Annotated in this window: 10 protein-coding genes; 3 read left to right on the top strand and 7 right to left on the bottom strand. The window is 62.7% G+C overall.

Features of this window, described 5'->3' with window-relative positions; genetic code table 11:
• Positions 1 to 197 precede the first annotated feature (197 nt).
• Entirely contained in the window at positions 198 to 2,015 is a 1,818-nt protein-coding gene (locus Q8M42_RS15895) for an acyl-CoA dehydrogenase (RefSeq protein ID WP_304863978.1), read from the bottom strand.
• 212 nt (positions 2,016 to 2,227) lie between these two features.
• A complete protein-coding gene (locus Q8M42_RS15890; RefSeq protein ID WP_304863980.1) occupies positions 2,228 to 3,271 on the bottom strand; it encodes a nitronate monooxygenase family protein in 1,044 nt (347 codons plus the stop codon).
• Positions 3,272 to 3,386: 115 nt separating this feature from the next.
• Between Q8M42_RS15890 and Q8M42_RS15885 the strand changes: the two genes are divergently transcribed.
• On the top strand, positions 3,387 to 4,235 hold the full coding sequence (locus Q8M42_RS15885) for a 23S rRNA (adenine(2030)-N(6))-methyltransferase RlmJ (RefSeq protein WP_304863982.1): 849 nt from the start codon (positions 3,387 to 3,389) through the stop codon (positions 4,233 to 4,235).
• Here the strand turns inward: Q8M42_RS15885 and Q8M42_RS15880 are convergent.
• Both Q8M42_RS15880 and Q8M42_RS15875 read right to left on the bottom strand, forming a co-directional pair.
• Positions 4,232 to 5,485, bottom strand: a complete 1,254-nt coding sequence (locus tag Q8M42_RS15880) for an HD-GYP domain-containing protein (protein ID WP_304863985.1) — start codon at positions 5,483 to 5,485, stop codon at positions 4,232 to 4,234. The genes Q8M42_RS15885 and Q8M42_RS15880 overlap by 4 nt on opposite strands.
• A gap of 86 nt (positions 5,486 to 5,571) precedes the next feature.
• Positions 5,572 to 6,108, bottom strand: coding sequence for a PadR family transcriptional regulator (locus Q8M42_RS15875; protein ID WP_304863986.1), 537 nt, complete (start codon positions 6,106 to 6,108; stop codon positions 5,572 to 5,574).
• A 127-nt stretch (positions 6,109 to 6,235) separates the two neighbouring features.
• Between Q8M42_RS15875 and Q8M42_RS15870 the strand changes: the two genes are divergently transcribed.
• Positions 6,236 to 7,888: an NAD(P)/FAD-dependent oxidoreductase gene (locus tag Q8M42_RS15870; protein WP_304863988.1), complete on the top strand. Its 1,653-nt coding sequence runs from the start codon at positions 6,236 to 6,238 to the stop codon at positions 7,886 to 7,888.
• Here the strand turns inward: Q8M42_RS15870 and Q8M42_RS15865 are convergent.
• From Q8M42_RS15865 to Q8M42_RS15855, 3 genes are all read right to left on the bottom strand, one after another.
• Positions 7,885 to 8,082, bottom strand: coding sequence for a putative motility protein (locus Q8M42_RS15865; protein ID WP_304863990.1), 198 nt, complete (start codon positions 8,080 to 8,082; stop codon positions 7,885 to 7,887). The two genes, Q8M42_RS15870 and Q8M42_RS15865, sit on opposite strands and share 4 nt — an antisense overlap.
• An 18-nt stretch (positions 8,083 to 8,100) precedes the next feature.
• Positions 8,101 to 8,748: a peptide-methionine (S)-S-oxide reductase MsrA gene (gene msrA / locus Q8M42_RS15860; protein WP_304863992.1), complete on the bottom strand. Its 648-nt coding sequence runs from the start codon at positions 8,746 to 8,748 to the stop codon at positions 8,101 to 8,103.
• A 61-nt stretch (positions 8,749 to 8,809) separates the two neighbouring features.
• A complete protein-coding gene (locus tag Q8M42_RS15855; RefSeq protein WP_304863993.1) occupies positions 8,810 to 11,452 on the bottom strand; it encodes a bifunctional diguanylate cyclase/phosphodiesterase in 2,643 nt (880 codons plus the stop codon).
• A 132-nt stretch (positions 11,453 to 11,584) separates the two neighbouring features.
• On the opposite strand from Q8M42_RS15855, the gene Q8M42_RS15850 reads away from it, so the two are divergent.
• Positions 11,585 to 12,061: a hypothetical protein gene (locus tag Q8M42_RS15850; RefSeq protein WP_304863994.1), complete on the top strand. Its 477-nt coding sequence runs from the start codon at positions 11,585 to 11,587 to the stop codon at positions 12,059 to 12,061.
• The last annotated feature ends 365 nt before the right edge of the window (positions 12,062 to 12,426 follow it).

Below are 12,426 nucleotides of genomic sequence, written 5' to 3'. Positions count from 1 at the left end.
CGTGCGGGTTGGTGAGCGTGCCACTATGCATGGCGCGTGCCAGCGATTCTAACCGCTGACCGGTTTTGCCGCTGAAAAAAAAACGCCCCGCGTTCAGCGGGGCGTCAGCATTGCGTAGCCCGGATGCAATCCGGGGGGGGGCGCACAAACTGCTCCCGGATTGCATCCGGGCTACGTCGTTGTCAGCGTTGAGCTTCTTAGAACCAGGCGTCCTGCATCCCCAGACAAGTGTCGTCGCGAGCCTCGAGTATGGCCAGGTCGTGGTGGCAGCTCGGCACTTCCCAGGTGAGGAAGTAGCGCGCGGCCTGCAGCTTGCCCTGGTAGAAGTCGGCATCGGCACTGTTGCCCTCGCCGTTATCGAGGCGTGCCAGGCCTTCTTCAGCGCGGATCGCCTGTTCCAGCCAGCGCCAGCCGATCACGGTATGGCCGAAGACTTTCAGGTACAGCGCCGAGTTGGCCAGGCCCTGGTTGACCTTGCCGCTCATCAGATCGCCCAGCAGTGCCAAAGTCACCGTTTGCAGGCGTGCCAGCAGTTGCTCCAGCGGCTGGCGCAGGGCGGTCAGCGAGGCGTGGGCTTCGGCGCGCTGGCAGGTGCCGTGGATCAGCTTGAGCAGCTGCTTGAGCGCCGCGCCGCCATTCATTGAGACCTTGCGGCCGAGCAGGTCGAGGGACTGGATGCCGTGGGTGCCTTCGTGGATCGGGTTCAGGCGGTTGTCGCGGTAGTACTGCTCCACCGGGTAATCGCGGGTGTAGCCATGGCCACCGAGAATCTGGATCGCCAGCTCGTTGGCCTTGAGGCAGAACTCCGAAGGCCAGGATTTGACGATCGGGGTGAGCAAGTCGAGCAGTTCCAGGGCGATACGGCGCTCGTCTTCAGTCGCCAGGGTCTGGGTGTCATCGAACAGTCGTGCGGCGTACAGGCCGAGGTCGAAAGCGCCTTCCACATAGGCTTTCTGGGTCAGCAGCATGCGCCGCACATCGGCGTGTTCGATGATCGCCACCTGGTTGGAGGTCGGGTCCTTGCCGTCCGGCAGGCGACCTTGCGGGCGTTGGCGGGCGTAGTCGAGGGAGTACAGGTAGCCGGCGTAGCCGAGCATCACCGCGCCCATGCCGACGCCGATGCGCGCCTCGTTCATCATCTGAAACATGTAGCTCAGGCCATGGTGCGGTTTACCCACTAGGTAGCCCACGCAGTCGCCGTTATCACCAAAGTTCAAAGCAGTGGAGGTGGTGCCGCGCCAGCCCATCTTGTGGAACAGGCCGGCCAGGACTACGTCGTTGCGCTTGCCCAGGCTGCCGTCGTCGTTGACCAGAAACTTCGGCACGATAAACAGGCTGATGCCTTTCACGCCTGGTGGGGCATCCGGCAGCTTGGCCAGCACCATATGCACAATGTTTTCCGACAGCGGGTGGTCGCCGCCGGAGATAAAGATCTTGTTGCCCTTGAGCCGGTACGTGCCGTCTTCGGCAGGTTCCGCGCGGGTGCGGATGTCCGAGAGTGAGGAGCCGGCATGCGGTTCGGTCAGGGCCATGGTGCCGAAGAAGCGGCCATCAATCATCGGTTGCAGAAAGCGCTGTTTCTGCTCATCGCTGCCGAACGTCTCGATCAGGTTGGCCGCGCCCATGGTCAGGAATGGGTAGGAGGTGGTCGCCGCGTTAGCCGACTGGAAGTGGGCGAAGCAGGCCTGCGAAAGCAGGTTGGGCAGCTGCATGCCGCCGACCTCGAACTCGCGGGTGGCGTTGAGAAAGCCCGCTTCGAGGAAGGCGTCCACCGCCGGTTTGACCTCGGGGATCAGCACCGCCGCGCCGTCGACATACTCCGGCTCGTGCTCGTCGTTCTTGCGATTGTGCGGAGCGAACAGGTTCTCGGCGATGCTGCGCGCAGTGTCGATGGCAGCATCGAAGGTTTCGCGGCTGTGCTCGGCGAAACGCTCGCGCTGGGTCAGGCCTTCGGCGTCCAGCACTTCATACAGCTCAAAGGCCAGGTTGCGGGAACTGAGCAGGGACTCGGACATGCGTATACCTCCGGTTGCGATGGGTCGAGTCTAAGCAGCCATGTGCGCAGCTCCCAGCACTATCAATTAGCGTGATAGAGGCTTAGCTAGCAAAGCCACGGGCCAGCGCTCAGGTAGGGTGGATGACGCTGTTTTCATCCACCAGTGCCCTGTGTAATTGGTGGATGGGTGAAGCGTCATCCACCCTACGGTTTGCAAGGCCGCGCTCGAGTTTATTGGACAAAGCCTTGAGCCAGCTCGCGGGTTAGTTCGGCGGCGCCGATGCTTTTGCAACCACTGACATTTTGCCCTGCCCACAGTGGCGAGAAGTCACCACTGCCCTGGCTTTCCGCCTTGGCCCGCAAAGGCGCAACGGCCGCCGTGGCTAGAGGGAAGGCTGGCGCCAGTGGGCTGATTGGGCCCAACTCACGCATCAGCCGATTGACGATGCCCCGTGCCGGCCGGCCGCTAAACAGGTTGGTCAGGGCGGTGTGTTGCGCCGCCGGGCTGTGCAGGGCGGCGCGGTGGATGGTGCTGGTGCTGGCTTCGTTGCAGCACAGGTAGGCCGTGCCGATCTGTACCCCGGCCGCGCCGAGGGCCATGGCTGCGCGCACGCCTTGTGCGTCGGCAATAGCGCCAGCGGCGATCACCGGCAGCTGCACGGCCTGGACGATCTGCGGCAGCAGGGCAAAGGTGCCGAGCTGGCTGCTCAACTCATCAGTGAGAAACATGCCGCGATGGCCTCCGGCTTCCAGGCCTTGGGCGATGATCGCGTCAGCACCGTTGGCTTGCAGCCACAGCGCTTCCTCCAACGTAGTCGCCGAGCTGAGCACCTTGGCCCCGCAGGCTTTGACCCGCGCCAGCAACTCGGCCGAGGGCAGGCCGAAGTGAAAGCTCACCACCGCCGGGCGAAACTCATCCAGCAGGTCGGCCATCTCGGCACTGAACGGCAGGCGACCGGGGCCGCTGGCGATAGTCGTTGGGTCGATGCCTAGCTCGGCGTAGTAAGGGCTTAGCGCCTCGCGCCAGGTTGTGTCGCGAACAGAGTCGATGGCTGGCGGGGTATGGCAGAAGAAATTCAGGTTGTAGGGCTTGCTGGTTTTCTCGCTCAGCGCCTGCAGCTCCTTGCGCAACCCGGCCGCGTCGAGCATGGCGCAGGGCAGCGAACCCAGCGCCCCGGCATTCGACACGGCAGCGGCCAAACCATGCAGCTGCACGCCGGCCATCGGTGCCTGAATCAGCGGTAGCGGGGTGCCCAATAGGTCTTGCAGTTGCATGTCGGTTCTCCCTGGCCAGACGGATCAGCGGCCACCGTACTGATCCATCTGGCGCATGGCAAATGCCGTCACCCTGTTGCCCTGTTAAACTGCCCGGCCACAGGAGCCCGCCCCGATGAACTACCGCCACGCCTTCCATGCCGGCAACCATGCCGATGTGCTGAAACACTATGTCTTGAGCCGTCTGATTGCCCTGCTGTCACGCAAGGAGGCACCGTTCGCCTACCTCGACAGCCATGCGGGCATCGGTCTGTATGACCTGCGCGGCGACCAGGCCAGCCGTACCGGTGAGTGGCTGGAAGGCATCGCCCGGCTGTGGCAGGCCACGGAGGTGCCGGACCCGCTGCTGGACTATCTGGAAGTGATCCGCGCAATGAACCCCGATGGCGAGCTGCGCCATTACCCCGGCTCGCCGGAGCTGGCGCGCCTGCTGACCCGCGAGCAGGACCGCCTGCACCTGAACGAGAAGCACCCGGAAGACGGCCGTCTGCTCAAGGAAAACATGCACGGCGACCGCCGTGTGGCGGTGCACCTGGGCGAAGGCTGGTATGTGCCGCGCGCCCTGCTGCCAACCCGCGAGAAGCGCGCGCTGCTGTTGATCGACCCGCCGTTCGAGCAGGTCGATGAAATGGAGCGCTGCGCCCAGTCGCTGAGCGAGGCCATCAGCCGTATGCGCCAGGCGGTGGTGGCGATCTGGTACCCGATCAAGGACCTGCGTCAGCTGCGCCGTTTCTACAGCGACCTGCAGAAGAGCAAGGCGCCCAAGCTGCTGCGCGTGGAGCTCTATGTGCATTCCACCGATGAGCCGACGCGGTTAAACGGCTCCGGCCTGGTGATCAGCAACCCGCCATGGGGCTTGGAAGACGAGCTCAAGCAGATTCTGCCCTGGCTGGCCAAGCTGCTTGGGCAGACGCAGGGCGGCTGGCGTATGGATTGGTTGATCGAGGAAAGCAGCGGCAGCTAACGGCTCTGGCTAGGCTCAACGAAGTACGTCAGCTGCTGGCGCGGATTGAGGTACTCCAGCGCTTCGCGCGGCAGCTGGGCCGGGCGCAGGCTGGCGGCGATGCTCAGGCGTGGCTCCTGTTCCAGATCGATGATCAGCGCCTCGTTCTTGGGCACGGCGGCGTCGTAGACAATCAACGTCGGTTTCAGCGGCTGGCTGGGGTTCATACCCAGTACCAGGCCATAGCGCTGATCCTCCAGCTGCACCAGGCTACCCGGCGGGTAGATGCCCATCACCCGGATAAAGGCCTTGAGCGCCACCGCATCGAAGCGCGCACTGTATTGCTTGAACATCAGCGCCAGCGCCTCGTGCGGGCTCAGGCCGTCACGCGGGTTGAGCGGGTTACACAGGTTGTCGAACTGGTTGGTGATGCACACCAGGCGGCTGAGTCGGCCGATGGCGACCTCGCGCAGCTGGCGCGGGTAGCCGCTGCCGTCGCAGTACTCGTGGTGCTCGTTGATGATGCGCAGCACCTCATCATCCAGCATCAGTTTATGGCCCATGCGCAGGCCGAACTCGCAGTGCAGTTGTAGCAGTTGCTGCTCGGGGCGGGTCAACGGCTCGCTTTTCAGCAGCACCTTGCTCGGTACTTCCAGCTTGCCGACATCGTGCAGCAATGCCCCCATGCCGAGGATATGGCAGTCCTCGCTGTCCAGACCGAGTTGGCGACCGAGCATCAGGCTCAGCACGGTAACGTTCAGCGAGTGCAAGTAGCTGTCTTCGGCGGCCTTGCTGTTGATGCTGTGCAACACCACGCCGCTGCCGCCGAGCAGGGTGTCGACCATGGCGCCGACAATCTCGCCGGCCTGTTTGCTGGCATCTTCCGGGCGGCTGCGCAGGGTCTGGTTCAGCGTCTTGACCTGTTGGCTGGCCTGGACGAATTTGCGGTCCACCTCGGCCAGGCGTTTGCGCAACGCCTTGAGCTTTTCCGCGCGGGCCTGGCTGGCTTGTGCGGCCGGGCTGGGCGTCGGCGCTGTTACGGGCTCGGCCGCAAGCGGAGCCGGGCTGGCGGCCAGCGGCGGGCAATCACTGCGCGCCGGGTCATAACGCAGGCGCTCCAGGCCGAGGGCGCGCAGCGCGCTGATCTGCGCCTCATCCTTGATCTTGAAGTTGCTGAAGGCAAAGTTGTGTTCCCACCAGGCCAGTTCGAGCTGGATATACAGGCCGACGCACAGCTGATCGGGGGATATGTAGGCGGAGGTCGCAGGCATGCGGGTATCAGCGATGGTGGCTATTGGCTGGCAGTCTAGCGGTTTGCCTATCAGCTGGCAGCAATTGCCAGTGAGTTCTGCGGCGCTTAGTTTTTCCGCAGTTCTTGCTCGACTTCATCCGCCCAGGTCAGCCAGGACTGTTCGCCGAGTATGCCGCGGCGCAGGGTCAGGTAGGGCAGGCGCAGCGCCTGGCGTTGCTCATCGGGCAAGGCCTGGTAGTCGCGCTCGATGTTCAGCAGGCTGTCCAGGGTCTTGCGGTGTACGGCGACATGGCGCTGCATTTCCTCGCGCAGGTTATCCAGCGAGGTATGCGCACCGGCGTACAGCTTCACCAGCAACGCATCGTTGATGGTGTTCGGCTGCACCGGCTCGCCCAGCCAGCGCAGCAGCTCGGTGTGGCCGGCCGGCGTAAGGCGGTAGTTCTTCTTGTCCGGGCGGGTGTCCTGGGCCTGCGCCTCGAATTCCAGCCAGCCGGCTTCACTGAGCTTTTTCAGCTCCAGATAGACCTGCTGGTGCTTGGCGTTCCAGAAGTAGCCAAGGCCATCCTTGAAGCGCTTGAGCAGGTCGTAGCCGCTGCCAGGTTCGCTTTCCAGGAGGATAAGGATGGCGTGCTTGAGCGACATAGGCGGGTTTCACCGGCTGCTGTTGGAGGTGCGCCGCAGTATACGGATTATGCAAAAAGTTGCATCGACTCCAATCGCTGTCTAGTATGCAAAAAATTGCATAACAAAAATAACGCAGGAGCTTCCCATGAAACGCACTGGTACCCGCTTGCGTCCGCGCCTGGTTCAGGGTGATTACGACGCCATCATTATCGGCTCCGGCATCGGTGGCCTGACCACCGCCGCGCTGCTGGCCAAGCTCGGCAAGCGCGTGTGCGTGCTGGAGCAGCACTACACCGCCGGCGGCTACACCCACAGCTATGAGCGCGAAGGCTATGAGTGGGATGTGGGCGTGCATTACATCGGCGAGGTGCACAAACCCTGGTCGGCGATCCGCCGGGTGTTCGATGTGATCAGCGACGGCAAGCTGGAGTGGGCGCCGATGGATGCGCACTATGACCGCATCGTCATCGGTGACAAGACCTATGACTACGTGGCCGGGCGCGAGGAATTCAAGGCCGAGATGACGCGCCACTTCCCCGGTGAAGCGGCGTTGCTTGAGCGCTATGTCGACCTGCTTAGCGAGGTCAGCGCCAAGGTGCCGCGCTTCTTCGCCGGCCAGGCGCTGCCGCGCTCATTGGGCATGCTCTACAGCAAGCTGCGCCGCCTGTGGCTGCCGGATTACTTCTTCAAAACCACCCGTGAAGTGCTCGAAGGCCTGACCAGCAATCAGGAGTTGATCGGTGTGCTCACCGCGCAGTGGGGCGATTACGGCCTGCCGCCGGCCGAAGCCGCCTTCGTGATGCACGCCATGGTCGCCAAGCACTACATCACTGGCGGCAACTACCCGGTGGGCGGTGCGACGAAGATTTCCGAAACTATTATCCCGGTGATCGAGGCGGCGGGCGGCCAGGTGTTCACCTATGCCGGGGTCGACAAGATTCTGGTGGAGAAGGGGCGTGCGGTCGGCGTACGCATGCAGAAAGACGGCTTCGAGATTCGTGCGCCACAGATTGTCAGCTGCGCCGGCCTGGTGCCGACCTATACCCGCCTGCTCGACCATCAGGTGGCCAGCGAATATGGCCTGCTGGAGCAACTGCCCAAGGTCAAGCTGTCGGCCGCCACCCTGTGCCTGTACGCCGGCTTCAAGGGCAGCGCCGCCGAGTTGAAGCTGCCGAAGACCAACTACTGGGTCTATCCGACGCACGATCATGACCATAACGTCAGCAGCTTTATGGCGGGGCAGAACCCGGCAATGCCGCTGATCTATATCAGCTTCCCCTCGGCCAAGGACCCGGCCTGGGATGCGCACTACCCGAACAAGGCCACGGTGGAAATCGTCGCGCCGACCCAGCCACAGTGGTTCGCCCAGTGGAAGGGCACGACCTGGGGCAAGCGTGGCGCCGACTACGAGGCGTTCAAGGCCGAGCTGACTGCACCGCTGCTGGAAACCCTCTACCAGCATCAGCCGCAACTGCGCGGTGCGCTGGACTTCTGCGAGCTGGGCACGCCGCTGTCCACCGAGTGGTATCAGTGGAACGAGCAGGGCGAGATCTATGGCATCGACCATACGGTGCAACGCTTCGAGCAGCACTGGATTCACAGCCAGACGCCGATCAAGGGCCTGTATCTGACCGGCGCCGATACGGTGACTGCGGGCGTTGGCGGCGCGCTGATGGCCGGCGTGTTGACCGCTTCACGCATGCTTGGCTGGCGTGGTTACAAGGTCGGCAAGCTATTGAGAAGCTGGAAGGCGGAAACGGCCGCCGATAGCAGTGCGGCGGCGAATGTAGCGAGCTAAACCACTACGTCGACGCTATTGCCCAGGTTTGGCGGATTGCTCGGCGCGCTGGCCGGCGTGGCGGCCTCAACCAGGCCGCCGATGCTGGCAGCCTGCAATTCCAGGGTCTTGCGCAGCAACAGCAATGAGGCCAGGGCAGAGGCCTGAGCCGCTGCCTGGGTAGAAACCTGGTTGGTCAGGCTGCTGAGTTCCATCGCGCTATCCCCTCTGTATCAGCCCGGCAGGCAGGCGCCCGTGCCGCCCAGGCCGCAGTAGCCGCCAGGATTCTTCGCCAAGTACTGCTGGTGATAGGCCTCAGCGTAGTAGAACGGCGGCGCCTCGCGCACTTCGGTGGTGATGGCGCCGAAACCGGCTTTGCTCAATTCGGCCTGGAACTGCGTCTGCGTGCTCTTTGCTGCCGCCAGCTGTTCAGCGCCGTAGCAGTAGATCGCCGAACGGTACTGACTGCCCGTGTCGTTACCCTGGCGCATGCCCTGGGTTGGGTTGTGCGCCTCCCAGAACACTTTCAGCAGTGCGGCGTAGCTGGTGAGCTTTGGATCGAACACCACCAGCACCACTTCGGTGTGGCCGGTCAGGCCCGAGCAGGTTTCGTCATAGGTCGGGTTTGGCGTATGGCCGCCGGCATAGCCAACCGCCGTACTCCACACGCCCGGCTGCTGCCAGAAGCGTCGCTCGGCGCCCCAAAAACAGCCCAGGGCGAATACCGCCTGTTCTAGGCCAGCGGGAAATGGCCCTTGCAGTGCGTTGCCGTTGACGAAATGCGCAGCGGGCACCGCCATGGCTTCGGCGCGGCCAGGCAGGGCCTGCTCGGCGGTGGGCAGTTCGAGTTTGTGGGCGAGAATTTGCGAGCGCAGAACCATGAGCCATTTCCTCAGCAGAAGCATGTGTGTCATAGACCGTCAAAGGGCGAGCTTGTTACAGCTAGCCTCGGTTTGGATAACGCTTGAGGCTTTCCAGTAGGTCGCGGCTGGCGATGGGTTTGTCGAACAGGTAGCCCTGGCCGATATCGCATTGCTGGCGGCGAAGGAAACTCAGCTGCGCCGCCGTCTCGATACCTTCGGCCACCACCTTGAGTTTCAGGTTATGCGCCATGGCGATCACTGCCGAGGTGATTTCCATGTCGTCCTGATTCTCCGGGATGTCCTTGATAAAGCTGCGATCAATCTTGATCACATCGATGGGGAATTTCTTCAGGTAGCTGAGCGAGGAGTAACCGGTGCCGAAGTCGTCCATGGCCAGGGTCAGGCCCAGGCTTTTCAGGCGGCTGAGCTGGTGGCGGGTATCGTCGGTGGCTTCCAGCAGCAGGCTTTCGGTCAGCTCAAGTTCAAGCAGCGCGGGGTCGAGCTGTTCTTCGTGGAGGATGGCGGCGATCTCGCCGACCAGGTCCGGGTCGGAGAACTGTTTGGGCGACAGATTGATGGCCATCTGCAGCGGCATGTGGCCGACGGCGATCAGCTGTTTACTCATGCGGCAGGCCTGGCGAGTGACCCATTTGCCGATGGGGATAATCAGGCCAGTTTCTTCCGCCACGCTGATAAATTTGTCCGGGCTGATCATGCCCTTGTCCGGGTGATGCCAGCGCAGCAGCGCTTCCAGGCCCAGCAGTCGGCCGCTCTTCAGGCACAGCTTGGGCTGGTAGAACACTTCCAGCTCGTTCTGCATCAGCGCGCGGCGCAGGTTGCTCTCAACGAACAGCTTGTAGTGCGCCTCGGCATTCAGCACATCGGTAAACACTTGCAGCTGGTTTTTGCCGTTGGCCTTGGCTTTATGCAGGGCCAGGCCGGTGTGCTTCATCAGGGTTTGCGGGTCGTCGCCATGCTCGGGCGCGCAGCCCAGGCCGATGGAACCGGTGACGCTGATCAGCTGGTTGTCGACAAACAGCGGCTTGTCCAGGGTGTGCAGCAGCTTCTGCGCCACCAGCTGGCTGTCGGCCTGATTGGCTTCGAGCAGCACGGCGAATTCGTTGCTGGCAAAGCGCGCCAGCACGCTGCTGGGATGCAGGGTGTTGCGCAGACGGCGCGCCAGGCTGACCAGCAGTTTGTCGCCGGTCTGGTGGCCAAGGCTGTCGTTGATCCGCTTAAAGTTGTCGATATCCACCAGCAGCAGGCTGATCGGCTTGCCGGGGTGCGCGCTGAAGTGATCTTCCAGCGAGCGGATAAAGGCGTAGCGGTTGCCCAGCCCGGTGAGGTTGTCGCGAAACGCCAGGCGCTCGATATGCTGCTGCGCCTGCTTGCTCGCGGTAACGTCTTCGTAGATGCCGATGTAATGGGTCAGGCTGCCGTCGTCGGCATGCACTTTGGACAGCGACAGCTGGCCCCAGTAGGGGTCGAGGTTCTTGCGCCGGCTCTTGAATTCACCCTGCCAGCTGTTGTGTTCGGCCAGGCTGGAGCGCGCGTCGAACAGCAGATCACTGAGGTTTTCCAGGGCGGGGATTTCGGACAGGCGGCGGCCCTGCACTTCGCTGGCGCTGTACAGGGTGATGGCGGTAAAGCTTGGGTTGACGTACTCCACCAGGCCATCGCGGTCGAGCAGGATAAAGGCGCTGGAACTCTGCTCAACGGCGCGCTGGAACAGGTACAGGGCATTGGCCGCGGAGCGCCGTTGCTGATTGGTCAGCACCTGGGCGTACTGGTCGGCCAGCTCGCCGGCAAAGGCGATTTCGTCGGCCTGCCAGGTGCGCGGCCCGCCGATATGTTCCAGGCACAGTACGCCCACCACTTCACCGGCGATGCGGATGCTGGCATCAAGCATGGAGGTGATGCCCATAGGCAGCAGGTAGCTGCTGCTCAGCTCGCAGGTGCGCGGGTCCTGGTGCGCGTCATGCGCGTCCAGCGCTCGGCCGCTGTGCAGCGCCTGCAGGTAGGCGGGGTAGGGGCTGGCGTCGATATCGTCCTGGGCGACATACCGGCCCTGGTCCTGTTGATAGAGGGCCACCGCTTGCAGCACATGTTGATTGAGGTTCCAGATGCCGACGCGGCTGACGCCATACAGCTCGCAGGCGCTTTTGCTGATCAGTTCGGCGGCTTCACGCAAGGGGTCGCTGTCGCCGTAATGATGGCGCGCGAGGGTGACGATCAACTGTTGCTGGGCCTGCGTGCGTTGCTGCTGCGCCTGCAGCTCGGCCTGGCTGCGCTGGTAGAGTTCGAGGGTCTGTGGCGAGGGAGCGGTCTGCTCGTTCATCACCAGCAAATAGCCGCGCAGCAGATGCCGCCCGCGTTGCTTGAAGGCTTCGCCCACTTCCATCAGTGTCAGGCTGCCGCGCGGGGTGTGCAGGCAGTACTGCACGCTGTAGTGCCGACGGTCGGCAAGCTGTTGCGCAATACTGTCGTGCAGCTGGTGGCGAACCGCAGGTTCCATCAGGCTGGCGTAGGGCGCATCGAGCAGGGAGCAGAGTTCATGAGCGGGTAGGCCAAACTGTTGTTCGCAGCCCGCGTCGAGATACAGCAGAGCCCAGCTGGCTTCATTCAAGCGCTCGAAACGCAGCAAGCCAAGGCGCGAAGGCACTGGCAACTGCGTCACAACCTCGGCCGCTAAACGACTCGCGGCATCGGGATGGCTTTTCATTCGGTGGCTGGCTTCCAGTATGCTGATCGAAGCGGCAATCGACTCACTTCAATTTATAGCGTCGGGTAAGGGTGCATCATGCAATTGCGACTGACAAGAAAACTAATATCCGCCGTGTTGCTGACTAGCTGTATGGCCGCCTCACCGGTGTTCGCCGCTGAGCCTGGCGCGGGTTTGAGCAGTGCCGAACAGGGCAATTACCTGCTCGAACTGAAACGCCTTTATCTGACCCAGAATGACCGCCAGGCGCTGTTGGCGCACTGCAATGATCTGCTGAAAACCTACGCGCTGCGCGCCGCCTATCAGGTCGGTCAGGCGCAGCGCCAGGACCTGTTCTATCAGCTGCGTCAGGGCGAGTCCGGCGAGCTGCTGCTGCGTGAGGAAACCCGTGGCCAGCAGGGCACCGATATAGCCGTGCGCAATCAGCGCGTGCCGCTGTTTGGCGTCGACCCTTTCGTGCGTTACGAGTGTCCGACCAGCGGTATCAGTTGCGTGCTGCGCAACCCCAACGACGGCAGCCCAATGCTGACCATCGTGCGTGATCACAAGGGCGCCGCCGAACTGGCCAAGGCCCTGAGCTTTCTGATTCGTAATCTGCAGAAGGGCTGATCCACCTCCCACATTTCTGCCGCTGTCTTAAGTCTAGAAAAGGCTATGTACCCGTTAGATGTTGAGTCATCCCGAGCAGCGATACGGTGCATGAAACGCGGTAAAATGTAGTGTGGGTTAGGCGCGAACCGGGATCAGGCAAACACCACCGATTTTCAACGCGCCGTAACCCACCATGGCGGTCTACCGGCAAACCGCAATGGTGGGTTACGCGGCGCCCGAATTGCGTGGTGCCGGCCATCACACGCCTCAGCGCCACTAACCCACCCTACAAAAGCAGCCTGCAACACAGTTTTGGTACAGAACCTAAAAAAAACCCCGCCTAACAGGGCGGGGTCGAGGATACGAGCGTGGCTGCTCGAAAG

Source organism: Pseudomonas sp., from assembly GCF_030684895.1.
Classification (GTDB): domain Bacteria; phylum Pseudomonadota; class Gammaproteobacteria; order Pseudomonadales; family Pseudomonadaceae; genus Aquipseudomonas.
Note: the sequence above shows the minus strand (reverse complement) of the source record. Positions and strands in the feature narration are given on the sequence as shown.

Bases quoted from the DNA above. Each gene is read 5' to 3' on its own strand.
- Q8M42_RS15895 (WP_304863978.1), bottom strand. From the start codon at position 2,015: ATGTCCGAGTCCCTGCTCAGTTCCCGCAACCTGGCCTTTGAGCTGTAT.
- Q8M42_RS15890 (WP_304863980.1), bottom strand. From the start codon at position 3,271: ATGCAACTGCAAGACCTATTGGGCACCCCGCTACCGCTGATTCAGGCA.
- Q8M42_RS15885 (WP_304863982.1), top strand. From the start codon at position 3,387: ATGAACTACCGCCACGCCTTCCATGCCGGCAACCATGCCGATGTGCTG.
- Q8M42_RS15880 (WP_304863985.1), bottom strand. From the start codon at position 5,485: ATGCCTGCGACCTCCGCCTACATATCCCCCGATCAGCTGTGCGTCGGC.
- Q8M42_RS15875 (WP_304863986.1), bottom strand. From the start codon at position 6,108: ATGTCGCTCAAGCACGCCATCCTTATCCTCCTGGAAAGCGAACCTGGC.
- Q8M42_RS15870 (WP_304863988.1), top strand. From the start codon at position 6,236: ATGAAACGCACTGGTACCCGCTTGCGTCCGCGCCTGGTTCAGGGTGAT.
- Q8M42_RS15865 (WP_304863990.1), bottom strand. From the start codon at position 8,082: ATGGAACTCAGCAGCCTGACCAACCAGGTTTCTACCCAGGCAGCGGCT.
- msrA (WP_304863992.1), bottom strand. From the start codon at position 8,748: ATGGTTCTGCGCTCGCAAATTCTCGCCCACAAACTCGAACTGCCCACC.
- Q8M42_RS15855 (WP_304863993.1), bottom strand. From the start codon at position 11,452: ATGAAAAGCCATCCCGATGCCGCGAGTCGTTTAGCGGCCGAGGTTGTG.
- Q8M42_RS15850 (WP_304863994.1), top strand. From the start codon at position 11,585: ATGGCCGCCTCACCGGTGTTCGCCGCTGAGCCTGGCGCGGGTTTGAGC.